This is a genomic window from Sorangium sp. So ce296 (genome assembly GCF_051529605.1).
In the GTDB taxonomy this organism is placed as follows: Bacteria; Myxococcota_A; Polyangia; order Polyangiales; family Polyangiaceae; genus Sorangium; species Sorangium cellulosum_D.
The window spans coordinates 597,290-612,837 of record NZ_CP150325.1 but is presented as its reverse complement, the minus strand read 5'-3'; the positions used below and the strand labels follow the sequence as shown (position 1 = coordinate 612,837).

Genomic DNA, 15,548 nt, shown 5'->3' with positions numbered 1-15,548 from the left:
GATCTGGGCCCGTCTCCTGTGCGGAGGACCGCCGCTCTGGAGTCCGGGCGTGCGGTCAGCTCTGGGAGCCGTTGGTCTCGTCTGCGCTCGGCCGCGAGGCGGCCTGGGCGGCGCGGTCCTCGCGCCGCTGCACGGGCTTCGCGGGGATGCCGACGACCGTCGTGTTCGGCGCGACGTCGTGCACGACCACGGCGTTGGCGCCGATCCGGGCGCCGTCGCCCACCGTGACGCCGCCGACGATCTTCGCCCCGGCGCCGATGAAGAGATCGCTCCCGAGCACCGGCGTCTGCCGCCGATCCGCGCCGATCGTCACCTGGTGCTCGATGAGCACGTTCGAGCCGCCGCGGACGTTGCCGTTGATGACGACGCCGTTCGAGTGGATCAGCACGAACCCCGGCCCGAAGTCCGCGCCGCGCCCGATGACGCAGCCGCCAGCGAGGTTGGTCGCCTTGTTCAGCAGCATCTCGACCACGGGCATCCGGTGGGTCCGCGCGGCCTGCGTGAACCGGTAGAGGACCATCGCCGCCGTGCCGTCCGTCGCCAGCGTCTTCAGGATCGTCGGCCATGGATCGCTGCCGTAGCACCATGTCGCCTTCTTGCGCACGTCGGCAGCGATGAGTCGCAAAGTCCGCAGCATCCCCGCGAGACTAGCGCATCTCGCCCCGCCGGTGCGACCTTTCGCCGCGCGTCCGGCGCATGGCCGGCTGGCCCCTTCACGACGAACCGCGGCGCATTCTCTCCGGAGGAACAGGCGCACCGCGCTGTTGCCATCCGGTCATCTGCCCGTCACATCGCTCGGGTACACGCGCTCTTCAGCATGGCGCGTATTTTGGTTATCGAGGACGAGCCGGCGCTCCAGAAGGTGCTCGATTACAACCTCAGGCAAGCCGGGCATGAGGTGCTCCTCGCGGGACAGGGCGGTGAGGGGGTCCGGCTGGCCTTGGACCAGCGGCCCGATCTCGTCTTGCTCGATCTCATGTTGCCCGACCTCTCGGGCATCGAGGTGTGCCGCGCTCTCCAGCAGAGCGAGGCCACCCAGCGGATCCCCGTGATGATCGTCTCGGCGCGCGGAGACGAGGTCGACCGCATCGTCGGCTTCGAGCTCGGCGCCGTCGATTACGTCGTCAAGCCGTTCAGCGTGCGAGAGCTCGTGCTGCGCGTGCAAGCCGTGCTCCGCCGCGCGAAGTCCTCCGGGGACGGGGAGCGGAGCATCGAGTTCGGCTGCCTCCGCATCGACGAGGGCGCTCATCGCGTGTGGGTCGATCGCGAGGAGGTCGAGCTGACGCTCCTCGAGTTCAAGCTCCTCGTCGCGCTGTACGAGGCGCGCGAGCGCGTGCAGACGCGCACCGCGCTCCTCGACGGCGTCTGGGGCATCGACGTGAGCATCACGACGAGGACCGTGGACACCCACGTCAAGCGGCTGCGCGACAAGCTGCGCCGCGCCGGCGATTACATCCAGACCGTCCGCGGCATCGGCTATCGATTCGCCGCCTCGCCCGACGTGCCCGAGAGCCGCAGCGCCTGATCGCCATATCGGGAGATTCCCGGCAATCGTTGCCACCACGTCATTCTGGCGTAACGAAAACTGCGTACCGTGTGCGTGTTGGTTCACAGCATGGGCCAACCCATTGAAGCCGGTGGCGCTCGCCTGAGCTCAGGTGGAGCTCTGGCTTTTTCGCCAGCTGGCACCTGGAGCCTCGATGCACCTGGAGACGTGGAATGCGGGGGAGGTCGATCCTGACCGAGCGAAGCGGCTCGCGATCGGGTATGCGGCTGGGCTCCTGCTCTTCGCGGGCATTGCGCTCCTCGCCGCCCGCCTGAGCGGCGCGATTCAACCTCCTCCGCCCGAGGAGGAGGTCGTCGACGTCAAGCTCGCCACCCGGGTCCCCGAGGCGCCGCCCCCCGCGCCGGCGCCGGCGCCCCCATCGCCGGCGTCGGAGGCCCCGGCGCCTCGCCCCGCGGCGCCCCGGCGCCCGGCGCTCGTCGCGCCGACCGCGGTGCCGAAGGAGGCGCCGCCCGAGGCCGACCCGAGCGAGGCCAAGGCGAGCGACGAAGACACCTACGGAGAGCCGGGCGGCGCGCCGGGCGGCGTGCCGGGCGGGGTCCCCGGCGGCACGGGGACGGCCGCCGTGACGGCCGCGCCGCCACCGCCGCCTCCGCCACCGCCGCCTCCGCCGCCGCCGCAGAGGGGGCCGATTCACCTGCCCGAGAACGCGACGCCGCCGGTCGCGCTCTCCTGTCCGCCGCCCGTCCCCCCTGAAGCTGCGCTGAGCGCGGGCGTGGAGGCGACCGTGGCCGTCCGGTTCGTGGTCACCGAGACGGGCGAGGTCACGAATGTCTCCATCGTCCGCGGCCACCCCCTCTTCAATGGCGCGGTCCTCGCGGCGATGAAGACGTGTCGCTACAGGCCGGCGATCTCCGAAGGGAAGCCGGTGTCCGTCTGGAGGACGATTCCATTCCGCTTCAAGGCGAAGCGGTGATTTCCAGCGTACGGCCGCGGAGGCGGCCTCTCGCGAGAGGAACGAAGGAGTAGAGTCATGATGCAGTTCGATCTCGGGCACATCTGGGCGAGCATGGGCCTCCTGAGCAAGCTCGTCGCGTTCGCCCTCGTGCTCATGGCGCTGGCGAGCGTCGCCGTCGTGGTCGAGCGGCTCATCGCCCTCGCCCGTCAGGCGTCCGAGACCCGACGCTTCGCGACCGAGGCGCGGCCGGTGATGGAGGCGTGGGACACCGCGCGGCTCGTGCAGATCGCCGGCCAGTACGAGCGATCGGCGCTCGCCCGGATCGTCGCGGCGGCGGTGCGACGGTTCCAGCGCGCCCTCGACGCCGGGGAGGGCGGCGTGCCCCCGGTGGAGCTCGCGCGCCGCGAGGTGTCGCGGCGCCGCGAGGCGATCTCGGCCGATCTGCGCCGCGGCCTCTCGGTGCTCGCGACGGTCGGCTCGGTGGCCCCCTTCGTCGGGCTGCTCGGCACGGTCATCGGCATCATCACCGCCTTCCAGACCATCGCGTCGACCGGCTCGGGCGGCCTCGGCGCCGTGAGCGCCGGCATCGCCGAGGCGCTCATCGTCACCGCCCTCGGCCTCGGCGTCGCCATCCCGGCGGTGCTTTGCTTCAACTACCTCACCACCCGCATCGCCGCGGTGGAGCTCGCGCTCGAGCGCAGCGCGGGTGAGCTCATCGACGAGATGGAGAACGAGCATGGGCGTTCAAGCGGAGAGCAAGCGCTCCAGTCGGCAGCAGCCTGAGCCGGAGATCAACGTCACGCCGCTCGTCGACGTGGTGCTCGTGCTCCTCATCATCTTCATGGTCATCGCCCCCCAGATGGAGCACGGCGAGCGGGTCGAGCTCCCGGCGGTCTTCCAGCCGGATCCGAAGTCGAAGTCGAAGCTCGATCCCATCTACGTGACGATCACCGGCGCCGGCACCGTGTTCCTGGAGAAGGAGGCCGTCGCCGATCTCCCGGCGCTCGGCGAGCGGCTGCGGGCCATCCGCGCCGCGGAGCCGGAGCGCCGGGTGGTCATCAAGGGCGACTCCTCGGCGAAGTACGGCCGCGTGCGGGAGACCTTCGCGTTGTGCCAGGAGGTCGGCTTCGCCGGCATCTCGCTGCAGGTGAGCCAGCGCGGCGGCGGGGCCTCCCCGGCGCCGGAGGAGGGATAGCGCCGTGGGGATGAGCGCTCCGCAGGGCGGCGCCAGGAAGGGCGGCGTCGCGCCGAGCATGAACGTGACGCCGCTCGTCGACGTGGTGCTCGTGCTCCTCATCATCTTCATGGTCGTCACGCCGCTGCTCGCGAAGCAGTTCTGGCTGAACCTGCCCAAGAAGGACGACGCCGCGAAGCTCTCGCCGCCCCCCGACGAGGCCCTGAAGCCCGTGGTGCTCACGGTGGATGAGCGCGGCGTCATCCGCATCAACCAGGCCGAGGTGCAGCGCGACGAGCTGAAGGAGCGGCTCGCGCGCATCTTCGCGGCGCGCTCGGACGACGTGCTGTACTTCGACGCAGAGGACGAGGCCGCCTACGCGGTCGCGGTGGAGGCCATGGACGCCGCGCGCATGGGCGGGGCGAAGACGATCGCCGTCCTGACAGAGAAGACCGGGCGCTGAGCCGGCGCGGCGCGCGGCCCCGAGGCGGCGTCGAAGAGGCGTCGCGGGGGCCGACGCCTGACCGCGAGCGCGCGGCGCGGTGCATAGGAGAGGGTGGCGGGGAGCTGGCTCTCCGCCCTCCTCATCGACGGGGCGCAGGTGCGCCCGGACATCGGATCGGAAGGCGCGCCCGAGCTCGGGGCGTGAAGGGACAGGTGCATGATTCGCAGGAGGATCTCGGGGGTAGTCGCAGCGCTCGTGGCACCGCTTTGCTGGGGGGCCACGGCGCTCGCCCAGGGCGACCCCGGCGCCGCCGCGCCGCCGCCGGACGCCGCGCCGCCGCCGGCAGGCGCGGGGACCCCGGCCGGCGCCGCTCCGGCCGAGGACGCCGCAGGGCTCGACGCGCCGAGCCCGTCGCGCCCGCCGCCGGCAGGGAAGGGCGTCGTGTGGGGCGTCGTCACGGACTCCGCCACGAAGGAGCCGGTCTTCGACGCCCAGGTGTCGGTCGTCGGGACGAAGCTCAAGGTCATCGCGGATCTCGACGGCCGCTACCGCCTGGAGCTCCCGCCGGGCAGCTACCAGCTGCGGGTCTGGTACGAGGCGTACAAGCCCCAGCGCGTGCAGGACGTGCGCGTGACCGCCGGGCAGGTGAGCCAGGTCGACGTCGGCCTGGAGCCGGATCAGCAGGTCGAGGACGTCGTCGAGGTCGAGTTCGAGCCGGAGCGGGCGAGCGTCGCGGCGCAGCTGCTCATCCGGAAGAACGCGGCCCACGTGGGCGACGCCGTCGGCGCGAAGGAGATCGCGAAGACGCCCGATCGCAACGCCGCGGAGGCCGCGAAGCGCATCGTCGGCGCGACCGTGGTGGACGGCAGGTACGTGTACGTGCGCGGCCTGGGCGAGCGCTACACGAACGCGCTCTTGAACGGCGCCCCGCTGCCGAGCCCCGAGCCCGACCGGCAGGCCGTCCCGCTGGATCTCTTCCCGTCGCTGGTCCTCAGCGACATCACCGTCGTCAAGACGTTCACCCCCGACATCCCCGGCGATTTCGCGGGCGGCTCGGTCCAGATCAACACGCGGGAGCTCCCGACCAAGTTCCTCTTCCAGGCCTCGCTGTCGCTCGGGCTGAACTCCCGGGCGACGTTCCGGGATCGCCTGAGCTACGAAGGATCCGGGACCGACTGGCTCGGGATCGACGGCGGTGCCCGCGCCCTGCCGGACGAGATCCCCGACTACAAGGTGCTGCGCCTCGGCCCCAAGCCGGGCGGCGGCACCATCTCCAGGGACGAGATGACGGCCTACGGGAGGGCGATCAACTCGTCCATGGCGACGACGCGGTCGTTCACCCCGCCGAACGGCAGCGGCAGCGTGGTCGTCGGCGATACCCTGAAGCTCGGCGGCGAGCGGCGCCTCGGCTACATCGCCACCCTGAGCTACGGCCGGAAGTTCTCTCCGCGCGAGAACGAGACACTCGGCGTCTTCGATCCCCATCCTCAAACCGGCGAGCTCGTTCGCGTCAGCGAGATCACGACGGAGAGCGTCCGTGATCAGGTGTCCTGGGGCAGCTTCGGCAGCGTCACCTACAACCCGGATCAGGACCATAAGGTGACGCTGACCGGGCTCCACAGCCGTTCGTCGGACGACCTGGCCAGCCAGGCCGACGGAAACCCGAGCAGCGGGGACAGCGCGTTTCGCGACACGATGCTGCGGTTCATCTCGCGATCGCTCACCCTGGGTCAGCTCCAGGGGGAGCACCGCTTCGGGGCGCTCGGCGGCGGGACCGTCGACTGGAAAGCATCGCTCTCCCTCGCGACGTCCGACGAGCCCGACACGAGGGAGACCGTCTACATCCGGGATGACGCGAGCGGCGCCTTCTCGTGGGACGAGGGAACGCTGAGCGGCGCGCACTTCTTCAGCGACATGACCGACACGAACTACGGCGGGCAGCTCTCCTATACCCAGCCCCTCGTCCGCGGCGACACCCCGACCCGGCTGAAGGCGGGCGGTCTGCTCAACTTCCGAGAGCGCGAGTTCAACACGCGCCGGTTCCGGTTCAAGCAGCGCCAGGGCGCGGATCCGATTCTCCTGCGCCAGGAGCCGGAAGCGCTGTTCTCCGACGAGAACATCGGCTCGGTGGTCGAGCTCGAGGAGATCACGCGCCAGACCGACTCCTATACGGCGAACAACAACCTCTACGCGGGATACGTGATGACCGACACCGCCGTGACGCGATGGCTCCGCGCGGTGCTCGGCGCCCGGATCGAGGCCTCCTCGCTGACGCTGAGGGCGTTCGACAGGTACTCCCCGGCGAGCCCCGAGATCAACGTCGAGAGCGACAAGATCGATCTCCTGCCAGCCCTCAACGTCATCGTCAAGACGACCTCAAACTCGAATGTCAGGCTCGGCGTGGCCAAGACGCTGGCTCGGCCCCAGCTCCGCGAGCTCAGCCCGACCCTGTATCAGGAAGGGTACAGCGGCAGAGAAGTGCAGGGCAATCCTGAGCTGCGACGGACGAGCGTCATCAATGGCGATCTTCGCTTCGAGGTCTTCCCGACGGCCGGAGAGGTGGCTGCGGTCAGCGTCTTTTACAAGCACTTCCAGGAGCCGATCGAGGAGGTCATCATCCCGAACAGCGGCAGAGGCAGGCTCACCTACGTCAACGGAGACGCCGGCTACGTCGCCGGCGTCGAGCTAGAGCTCAGGAAGGGCCTCGGCTTCATCTCCCCGATCCTGCGGGAGATCACCGCGCTCGGCAATCTCACGTTCGTGACGTCGGAGGTGACGATCGATCCCGAGGTCAGAGTGGGAGGGATCACCATCCAGAGCAGCCCGAAGCACCCTCTCCAGGGGCAATCCCCCTTCGTCGTGAACCTGGGGCTCGACTACACCGGAGAGTCGACCGGCACGAGCGCTCGGCTCCTCTACAACGTGTTCGGCGTCCGGCTCAGGAGGGTGGGGAGCAACCGGCCGGACGAGTACGAGCAGCCGCGGCACCAGATCGACCTGACAGTCGCCCAGCGCCTCGGCGAGCACGTCGAGCTGAAGCTGGCCGGCGAGAACCTCATCGACGCTCCCGTGCGCATCACGCAGGGGAGGGAGAACGACGAGGACAACATCGTCAATCAATACAGCAATGGGACGACTGTGACGTTGAGCGCCTCGTACACCTATTGAGCGCGTGCCATTGAATCGTCACGCGGCGATCGTCGCGATTTCGCGAGCATGATTCATGGTGGCCCGCCAGGAGGTAAATAACATGCGTACATTCGGAATTGCCTTGGCTTGCGTCTCGGCGCTCTCCGTCGCGGCGCTCGCCGCTTGCGGCGACGACGACTCGGTTTCTCCGGCCGCGACCGGCACCTCGACCACGAGCGGCTCCGGCGGTGCTGGCGGCTCCGGCGGCGACGGCGGTGCTGGCGGCTCCGGCGGCGACGGCGGTGCCGGCGGCTCCGGCGGCGACGGCGGCGGCGGCACCACCGCCGATTGCTCCGCCCCGGTGGAGGTCTCCGCGGCGATCCGCGCCGACGTGACGTGGACCGCCGACAAGTGCTACCTGATGAAGGGCATCGTCTTCGTCGAGCGGGGCGCTACCCTGACCATCGAGCCCGGGACGACGATCATGGGCGAGAAGGTCAGCCTCGCGACGCTCGTCGTGAAGCCCGGCGCGAAGATCAACGCCAAGGGCACCGCCGACAAGCCCATCGTGTTCACGAGCCAGGGCGAGAAGGGGGACCGCGCCGCGGGCGACTGGGGCGGCGTCATCCTGCTCGGCGAGGCGCCGGTCAACGTCAAAGGCGGCAAGGCCACGGTCGAGGGTATCACCGGCCAAGGCACCGAGTACGGCGGCAACAAGCCGGAGGACAACAGCGGCGTCCTCGAGTACGTGCGCATCGAGTTCAGCGGGATCCTGCTCTCTCAGGACAACGAGGTGAACGGCCTCACCCTCGCAGGCGTGGGCTCCAAGACGAAGATCGATCACGTGATGGTGCACCACACGCTCGACGACTGCTTCGAGTTCTTCGGCGGCACCGTCAACGCGAAGCACCTCATCTGCGCGCAGAACGGCGATGACGGCATCGACTGGGACCTCGGCTACGTCGGCAAGCTCCAGTTCATCGTCGTCCAGCAGGACCCCTCGGTGGCCGACGACACGAACGGCTTCGAGGGCGACAACGACGCCGACTCGTCGCTCAACGCGCCGGTCAGCGAGCCGACGATCTACAACGCGACCCTGTGCGGCAAGAACAAGGATGTCGACAAGCAGCAGTACGGCATGCTGCTCCGCCGCTCGACGAAGGCCCATATCTTCAACACCATCGTGACCGGCTTCGAGGCGGGGGTGGACATCCGCGACGCGCACACCGACGTCGAGCTCGCGAGCTCGATCTTCTTCGGCAACGTCACGGCGAACATCGCCTACGAGGAGACCGACGTGAACGCGACCACCGCGTCGAAGCTGGACGACGACGACGACGCGGGGTTCGACGAGATCGCGTGGTTCGAGGGCGAGGCGTCCAACAGCGTCGAGGATCCGGGGATCGCGGGCTGCTTCGCCGCGAAGCCCGACTTCCGGCCGAAGGCCACGCTCGTCAAGAACGCGGCCACGCCGCCCAACGACGGCTTCTTCGACGCCGAGGCGAAATACATCGGCGCCTCGAAGGTGGATGACACCTGGGCGACGGGCGCCTGGGTCTCGTTCGACGCGAACTGACGCCGCGCCGTCCGCGCCGGCCCTTCGTCGCGTGAGGGGCGGATCGGTTCCGTGGCGAGAGAAATGACGAAGGCCGGCTCCTCCGCCGGCCTTTATCGTCTCCAGCGTCGCGGCTCCGCCGCAGGCGCTCAGCGCACGCGCGGCGTGAACCCGGACACATGGCTCCGGTGCTCGCTGCATACGCCTCGCGCGTCCGGGTTGTCCTTGAATGACACCCTCCCGCACACCTCGCAGATGCAGAGGTGTGCGCGATAGAACTCGCGATCGAGCAGGATGTCGGCAGCGAGCAAACTGAGCACAATGTCGCCGAGGAAGTCGATCTCGCGCGGCGAGGCGACCCAGACGGGACGGCCGCCCACCGCGGCCCGGCGGACCCTGCCCCCGTAGATCGCCGCGTTGAGGAACCGATCGTCGGTGACGGGCGCGATGAGGCCCCGCAGCGCCGTGATGACGCGCCCGCGGGCCTTGTGGATCAGCTCCTCCAGGTTGCTGCCGCCGTCGGCGCGCGGGTCGAGCATGACGGGCGTCGCGCCGGGCTCGCGCACGATCTGGGGGCGCTTCATCAGGCCCGGGGCCACGAGGTGGTCCACGAACCAGTCCTGGAGGTCCTTGAGCGTCCACTCGGAGGCCGGCCACTCCAGGAACTCGAGCGCGCCGCGGAGGCCGCTGATGCTCTGGAGGCCGGGATGGGTCGGGAAGCTCGGCAGGGTGCGGGCGGTGTGCAGACGCCGGGGTGAGCGGCGGCCCGCTTCGTCGATGGTGCGGCCGGAACCCATGTTCACCTCGAGGGCGGTCCCCCGGTCCCGATGGATGCGAGCTCTTGCAGAGGCCACCATACCGACCAGACAAGCACAACTCGTGCCGAGCCTGGCGAACGGGACGACGTTGATTTCCCAGGAGTTCTGCCCAGCTAGCTCGAAGGCGATCGATGGGATGGCCGGCCACTGGCCGGCCAGGTTCTTGAACAGGTAAGATAGATCCTGATGGACCACTCCACCGTCCGCGTCTCGGTCCCGCCTGAGCCCTCGGTCGCCGAGCCTGTTCCCGGCATCGTCCTGATTTTCTCGGGGGATCAGCCGCGATGCGCGCCGATCCCGCTCGACCGCGGCGCCGTGGTGCTGGGTCGCGGGGGCGTGGCCGGCGTGCCCCTCGTGGACGACTCGCTCATGTCGCGGCGACACGCGCGCATCGCGTACGACGGGGCCGCGTGGACCGTGGAGGACCTCGGCAGCACCAACGGGACGTCGGTGAACGGCGAGCCCATCCGCGGCGAGGTGCGGAGGGACGCGATCCAGGTCGTCGGCGCGGGGACGTCGGTGTTCCTCGCGCTCGCGGACATCCGGAGCTTCGCGCGCGGCGCGGTGCGCATCGAGAAGGAGAGCGTCCTCGGGCCCAGGCTGCAGCTGGTCTACGACACCATCATCCGCGCCGCGGCCGCGGGCGACAGCCTGCTCGTGACGGGCGAGAGCGGCACCGGCAAGGAGCTCGCGGCGCGCGCCTACCACGAGGCGGGGCCGCAGGCGCGCGGCCCGTTCGTGGCCGTCAACTGCGCGGCCATCCCGGAGGGCCTGGCCGAGCGGCTCCTCTTCGGCGCCCGGCGCGGCGCCTACTCCGGCGCGACGCACGACACCGAGGGCTACGTGCAGGCCGCTCACGGGGGCACGCTCTTCCTCGATGAGGTCGCCGAGCTCGACGCGGCGGTGCAGGCGAAGCTGCTCCGGACGATCGACACCCGGCAGGTGCTCGAGCTCGGCGCGGTCGCGCCTCGGCCGGTGCAGATCCGCATCTGCGCCGCGACGCACGACCTGCGCGCGCGGGTCGCCCAGGGCCGCTTCCGGGACGATCTCTACTACCGCATCGGTCGGCCCGAGGTCCGGCTCCCGCCGCTGCGGGAGCGCCTCGAGGAGATTCCCTGGCTGCTCACGCAATGCATGAAGGCGGTCGGCGCGGCTTATGGCAAGGCGCCGCCGGCGATTCACCATTCGATGATCATCGCGTGCGCGATGCGCCGCTGGCCAGGGAACCTGCGCGAGTTCGTCGGGGAGGCGCGGCGCGCCGTGACGCGCGCGCTCGACGAGGGGCGGCGCACGGTCGAGGCCAAGGATCTCGATCCGCTCGCGGGCGTCGGCCTGGGCCCGGAGGCGACCGATTCGCACGCCCGTCAGACAGGGGGCGACGTCCGGCCGGGCCCCTCGCGCCCGAGCCAGGCGCCGCCCGAAGATGAGATCGCCGAGGCGCTTCGCCTCGAGCGAGGCAATGTGTCTCGCGCCGCCAACAGGCTCGGCGTGCACAGGAATCGAATTCGACGGTGGCTCGAGAAGAATGGCGTGGATCGCTCCCACTTCGCCGAGGGGAGCGAGCTGTCCGATAACGACTGATCCGCTCGCCGGGCGCTGTATGCACAAGTACAGGAGTACGTCAATGGCGGCATTCCATCGCGGGGGAGCGCTTGCCCGCCGCGCTCCCGCGTCGCTGCCGGCGTCGCTCCGGGCGTAGGCGGCTGAGGCCGATAGGGCGGTCGTTCCATACATTGCCTCCACCAAGCGCTCTGGCCTTCAGGGCGATTGCGGGCCGAAGCGCCGCTCTGCACCGGAAGCAGGCCCGGCCGGTCGGGGAGCACGGTCGTCGCAGGGTTGCCTCCATCCGGCGACGGAGCGCGGGCTCGATCGACCGAAGACCCATGTATAGGGACTTTACAGACCTGGTTATGCAGGTTGTAATGTAGTGTGTAAGCCCCGTCTCCCAGCGAGGTGCTGTCACGACCACGGTCAAGTCAACGAGTCCGGCGCGCGCGGCGCGCCAGGTCGGAGGGCGCGATGCGCTCTAAAGAGAGCAGCGGTGAGGTGCGCCTAGCCCCGCGCCCGGCGGCGACGCCGCGGCGCGCGCGCCGCGCAGCCTGCGCCGACGGCGCTGCGCGGCTCGCGGTCCGCTCGCGGCCTGCGGCGGGTGGGGACTCCCCCTGCGGGGCGGCGGCGGTCGCCTCGTACGCTGCCTACGAAAGCCTACGTCTGCCGCCGGAAGGTGGGTTCGGACGTCCCGAGGCGCGCGGGGGAGGGGGCGCGATGCACAATCATGATCTTGCACTTGACCGGACGAGCGGCTTCATCGATGTACAGAGAGTTGTCTGTCGGGCCCTCGTGCGAGCTCAGGTCCCGTCGCGTCATGGGCGGGCGCTGCGCTTCGCGGCGTCGCCGCGGGCGCGCGGCTGCCGAGCGCCTGTCCCCGGCTCGCCGTCGGGCCCTCCCGCAGCGACATCAGCAAACATTGAACCCCCCGGCTCCTGCGAGGTAGTCGACGTCATGCGTTCGCGCTTGAAATCGTCCCATCGTGGAGAGCCCAGCCAGGACGGCGGGCTGCCTGGTTGAACAGCCCAGGACACCATGAACGCGATCCGTAGACACGCATCGGCCGAAGAGGCGTCTGTCAGCCTACGAGCGCACGTCGAGGGGCCCACCAGCTCGGCCGCGTCCGGCCCGGGGCTCGGACAGCAGCCGAGCTCGGGCACCCGGCAGACCCACTCGCGCCGCCGCCCGTTCCTGAGCCGCCTCCTCTCGGCGGGCGAGGCGATCGACGCAGGGGACCTCGAGCGCGCGCGGGCCCTCGTGGAGGGCATCCTGCGGGCGGAGCCCGATACCGGTGACGCCTCGGAGCGCATTTCAGGCGTGTTCGGCCGGGCGTTGCTCGCCCGCCTGGACGGAGATCGCTCCGGCGACGGCAACCTCTACCTGCGCAGCGCCGGGCCGCGGGACATGCTCGCGGCGTTTCAGCTGCTCGTGCACGCGACGCCGCTCATCCGTTTCGGATACCTCAGCGCGAACGCGGCGATCGTCGAGGCGTTCCAGCACGAGGAGGAGATCCACGTCATCGACATCGGCGTCGGGGGCGGTACGCAGTGGCCGTTCCTGCTACACCGGCTCGCGACGCGGCCCGGCGGCCCGCCGCGCGTCCGGCTGACCGGCATCGACCTGCCTTGTCGGGGCCCGGACCCCGAGCAGCGGCTGCGGTGGGCGGGCGCGTTCATCGGGGGATGGGCGGAGCGGCTGAAGGTGCCCTTCGAGTTCCACGGGGTCGCGTCCTCCGTGGAGCGCGTCGACTGGAGCCGTATTGCGTCCCGCTCGACGGCGCCCATCGCCGTCAATGCGGCGTTCGCATTGCACCACGTACCCGACGCCTCGGTGCACGCCACCGCGAACCGCGACACCATTCTCACGAGGATCCGCGCGCTGTCGCCGCGCGTGCTGACGCTCGTCGAGCCGGACGTGGAGCACAACGCGCTCCCGTTCCTCCCGCGCCTGTCCGAGGCGATCGGCCATTATTATGCGGTCTTCCAGGCGCTCGAGGCGCTGCTCCCGCCGCACATCGCCGCGCGCGAGACGATCGAACAGGTCTTCTTCGGGCAGGAGGTGATGAACGTGGTGGTGGGGGAGGGGGCCGCGCGGGTCGAGCGGCACGAGCGCCGCGGCGCCTGGCAGCGCCGACTCCGCATGAACGGCTTCGAGCCGCTGCGCGTCTCGCCGCACGAGTCGATGGTCCGCGGAGGCCTCCGCCTGAACACGGGGTTCGACGTGCGGGCGGACGAGCCGGCGCTCCTGCTCATGCGCAACGGGGTGTCGATCGTGGCCGCGTCGGCGTGGCGGCCGCGGCAGGTGCCGCCGCCGTCGCGGTTCATCTCCGGGCTGTTCCGCCGGACCGGCTGACCGTTGCCTTGCCAGGGACGCCCGCGACGCGGGCGGCCCGTCGCGTCAACGCCTCAGGCTGGCGAGCGCCGCCCAGACCGCCAGCGCGCCGATCGCGAGGGTCGCGAGGACGAGCCACAGCGCGCGGCGGCCGCGCGGCGCGAGGGCCCGGAGCTCGCTCGCGAGCTCCGAGAAGAAGCCGAGGCAGCGCCAGGTCCTGGGCCGTACGCCGCGAGGGGGCAGGGGGCTCAGCCCATGACGTCGGACCATATCGAACAGCACGGAGCCGCGCTCCTGGGCGCGCGCGAGGCGCTCCAGCATCTCGCGACGGCAATGAGGGCAGAACGCCGACGCATCCTCCTCGATGCCGTCGAGGCCGAGCTCCCGCAGTTGCTGCTGCTCCCAGCTCTCCCTGGCTTGACGGGCCTCGTCCGAATCGTCCGTCGGGCGGTCGTGATGGTGTGGGCTGTCCTTGGCGCTCATCGATGCTCCTGATCCCTGCCGCAACCTGCGACTCCTACGAGGATCTATTCCAGTCAGCCGGGGGGATTTCTCACGCGTCGTGCTCGGGGGAGCATCCGCAGCCCGGCCGACAGCGCCGAGCTGGCGCCGTTCACGCGAGGGGCGCTCGCTCGCGCTCGCGTTCGCGATCTCCTCTTTACGGATGCTCTGAGAATTTCGTTTCGAAATATCGAGGATCTCCGAGCCTGATCCTGGGTGTGCCGGGGCGCGTCGCTGCACAGCGATCGGTGGCCGCAGCCGCGCACCTCGGGCGTTGGGATGCCGTCGAATCGAAGCAGCGCCCGCCTGGACGCGCGCGGCGCACGGCGCGGTCGGGCCCGCGCTGGAGGCATTGACGCCGATCGAGCGGATCCCGAGTCACCTGCGGTCGCAGACGAGCACCACCGGCGCGGGCGGCCCCTGGGCGGACGGACCGCGGCTTCACGGGCAGGGGATGCAGGCGGACGTCGTACCGGGTGAAGGTGGGCGTCCTACCAGGTCGAGGTGGGCCGAAGGAGGCCCTGCAAGGTGTGTAAATGTCGCGTGATGTGTGTGCTGTCGGGCTCGGGACCGAGCTCAACGGGTCACGAGCACCTTGAGGGCGCCTGGCGCGGCCGCGGCCCGCAGCGCCTCCTCGGCGCGCTCCAGCGGGAGGCGAGCCGACACGAGCGAGCGCACGTCGACGGTCCGGGCCGCCAGGGCGCGCAGCGCGGGCTCGAACAGCCCGCAGCGCGACCCGACCACGGTGATCTCGTGGATGACGAGCTCCGCCAGGTGGACGCTGGAGAGCCCGGCGACGGTGCTCTTCAGCACGAGCGTCCCGCGCGGCCGGGTCGCGCGGACCGCCCTCATGAACCCCTCGGCGGTGCCCGTGGCCTCGACCACGAGCTCGGCCGGCTCGCCGGCCCAGGCGCCCTGAGGAGGCGCGGCGCCTCCGCCGGCGTCGGCGGAGGCCAGCGCGGCCGGGCGCACGAGCTCGGTCGCGATGCCCCGCGCGCGCAGCAGGGCGAGCTTCTCCTCGTGCTTGCCGACCGCGAGGACGCGGGCGCCGGCCTGGTGCAGCACCTGGGCGATGAGCAGGCCGAGCTTCCCGTCGCCGAACACGAGCGCCGAGGTGCCCGGCGCCACGCGCACCTGTTCCAGGATCTCGAACGCCGCCGCGAGCGGCTCGGTGAACACCGCCTCCTCGTCGTCCACCCGGTCGTCCACGGCGTGGAGGTTCGCCACCGGCACCGCGACGCGCTCCGCCAGCGCGCCGTCGGCGCCGGCGATGCCCATCACCGTGCGCGCCGGGCAGTGCCGCCCCAGCCCGCGCGCGCACGCGTCACAGCGGCCGCACGCGAAGTTGATCTCCCCGACCACGCGACGGCCGCGCCATTCGGCGGGCCCCTCCGCGACCTCCCCGACGAACTCGTGGCCGAGCGTGCCGCGGAAGTCCATGTAACCTTTGGTGATTTCGAGATCCGTGTTGCAGATCCCCGCGCACCGCACCTCGACCACGGCCATGCCGGCCGCGATCGAGGGCGGGGCGCGGTCGGTGACGCGCGCCGCCGTGCCGTCCCAGACCAGCGCTCGCACGGACGAG

At 70.7% G+C, this 15,548-nt stretch carries 13 protein-coding genes; 9 read left to right on the top strand and 4 right to left on the bottom strand.

Annotated elements, in window-relative coordinates:
• Positions 1-55: 55 nt before the first annotated feature.
• Complete coding sequence (locus tag WME98_RS02405; protein WP_437949776.1) at positions 56-625, bottom strand: serine O-acetyltransferase; 570 nt, start codon at positions 623-625, stop codon at positions 56-58.
• Between the two features lie 192 nt (positions 626-817).
• On the opposite strand from WME98_RS02405, the gene WME98_RS02400 reads away from it, so the two are divergent.
• The 7 genes from WME98_RS02400 (at position 818) to WME98_RS02370 (ending at position 8,786) form a co-directional block, all read left to right on the top strand.
• Positions 818-1,525 (top strand): response regulator, encoded by a 708-nt coding sequence (locus WME98_RS02400; protein ID WP_437949775.1) that lies wholly within the window; start codon positions 818-820, stop codon positions 1,523-1,525.
• Between the two features lie 175 nt (positions 1,526-1,700).
• Complete coding sequence (locus WME98_RS02395; RefSeq protein WP_437949774.1) at positions 1,701-2,480, top strand: energy transducer TonB; 780 nt, start codon at positions 1,701-1,703, stop codon at positions 2,478-2,480.
• Between the two features lie 57 nt (positions 2,481-2,537).
• Positions 2,538-3,245 carry a MotA/TolQ/ExbB proton channel family protein gene (locus tag WME98_RS02390; protein WP_437331960.1) on the top strand — a complete coding sequence of 236 codons (708 nt, stop codon included), beginning with the start codon at positions 2,538-2,540 and terminating at the stop codon, positions 3,243-3,245.
• The gene (locus WME98_RS02385) at positions 3,199-3,657 is read left to right on the top strand and encodes an ExbD/TolR family protein (RefSeq protein WP_437949773.1); all 459 of its coding nucleotides are present in this window, start codon (positions 3,199-3,201) and stop codon (positions 3,655-3,657) included. The genes WME98_RS02390 and WME98_RS02385 overlap by 47 nt, the downstream gene beginning before the upstream one ends.
• 10 nt (positions 3,658-3,667) lie before the next feature.
• Entirely contained in the window at positions 3,668-4,099 is a 432-nt protein-coding gene (locus tag WME98_RS02380; protein WP_437949772.1) for an ExbD/TolR family protein, read from the top strand.
• A 237-nt stretch (positions 4,100-4,336) separates the two neighbouring features.
• A complete protein-coding gene (locus WME98_RS02375; RefSeq protein WP_437949771.1) occupies positions 4,337-7,249 on the top strand; it encodes a TonB-dependent receptor domain-containing protein in 2,913 nt (970 codons plus the stop codon).
• An 82-nt stretch (positions 7,250-7,331) separates the two neighbouring features.
• The gene (locus WME98_RS02370; RefSeq protein ID WP_437949770.1) at positions 7,332-8,786 is read left to right on the top strand and encodes a T9SS C-terminal target domain-containing protein; all 1,455 of its coding nucleotides are present in this window, start codon (positions 7,332-7,334) and stop codon (positions 8,784-8,786) included.
• 128 nt (positions 8,787-8,914) lie between these two features.
• Here WME98_RS02370 and WME98_RS02365 read toward each other — a convergent pair whose 3' ends face one another.
• The gene (locus WME98_RS02365) at positions 8,915-9,778 is read right to left on the bottom strand and encodes a hypothetical protein (protein ID WP_437949769.1); all 864 of its coding nucleotides are present in this window, start codon (positions 9,776-9,778) and stop codon (positions 8,915-8,917) included.
• Here WME98_RS02365 and WME98_RS02360 point away from each other — a divergent pair.
• Both WME98_RS02360 and WME98_RS02355 read left to right on the top strand, forming a co-directional pair.
• Positions 9,770-11,164 (top strand): sigma 54-interacting transcriptional regulator, encoded by a 1,395-nt coding sequence (locus WME98_RS02360; RefSeq protein ID WP_020738063.1) that lies wholly within the window; start codon positions 9,770-9,772, stop codon positions 11,162-11,164. The genes WME98_RS02365 and WME98_RS02360 overlap by 9 nt on opposite strands.
• Positions 11,165-12,166: 1,002 nt before the next feature.
• Positions 12,167-13,483 carry a GRAS family protein gene (locus WME98_RS02355; RefSeq protein ID WP_061623305.1) on the top strand — a complete coding sequence of 439 codons (1,317 nt, stop codon included), beginning with the start codon at positions 12,167-12,169 and terminating at the stop codon, positions 13,481-13,483.
• 45 nt (positions 13,484-13,528) lie between these two features.
• Here WME98_RS02355 and WME98_RS02350 read toward each other — a convergent pair whose 3' ends face one another.
• Positions 13,529-13,945: a hypothetical protein gene (locus WME98_RS02350; protein WP_437949768.1), complete on the bottom strand. Its 417-nt coding sequence runs from the start codon at positions 13,943-13,945 to the stop codon at positions 13,529-13,531.
• A 594-nt stretch (positions 13,946-14,539) separates the two neighbouring features.
• Positions 14,540-15,541: an MDR/zinc-dependent alcohol dehydrogenase-like family protein gene (locus WME98_RS02345; protein WP_437949767.1), complete on the bottom strand. Its 1,002-nt coding sequence runs from the start codon at positions 15,539-15,541 to the stop codon at positions 14,540-14,542.
• Positions 15,542-15,548 lie beyond the last annotated feature (7 nt).

Coding starts and splice junctions, on each gene's coding strand:
- WME98_RS02400 (WP_437949775.1), top strand. CDS start 818: ATGGCGCGTATTTTGGTTATCGAGGACGAGCCGGCGCTCCAGAAGGTG.
- WME98_RS02395 (WP_437949774.1), top strand. CDS start 1,701: ATGCACCTGGAGACGTGGAATGCGGGGGAGGTCGATCCTGACCGAGCG.
- WME98_RS02390 (WP_437331960.1), top strand. CDS start 2,538: ATGATGCAGTTCGATCTCGGGCACATCTGGGCGAGCATGGGCCTCCTG.
- WME98_RS02385 (WP_437949773.1), top strand. CDS start 3,199: ATGGGCGTTCAAGCGGAGAGCAAGCGCTCCAGTCGGCAGCAGCCTGAG.
- WME98_RS02380 (WP_437949772.1), top strand. CDS start 3,668: ATGAGCGCTCCGCAGGGCGGCGCCAGGAAGGGCGGCGTCGCGCCGAGC.
- WME98_RS02370 (WP_437949770.1), top strand. CDS start 7,332: ATGCGTACATTCGGAATTGCCTTGGCTTGCGTCTCGGCGCTCTCCGTC.
- WME98_RS02360 (WP_020738063.1), top strand. CDS start 9,770: ATGGACCACTCCACCGTCCGCGTCTCGGTCCCGCCTGAGCCCTCGGTC.
- WME98_RS02355 (WP_061623305.1), top strand. CDS start 12,167: ATGAACGCGATCCGTAGACACGCATCGGCCGAAGAGGCGTCTGTCAGC.
- WME98_RS02350 (WP_437949768.1), bottom strand. CDS start 13,945: ATGAGCGCCAAGGACAGCCCACACCATCACGACCGCCCGACGGACGAT.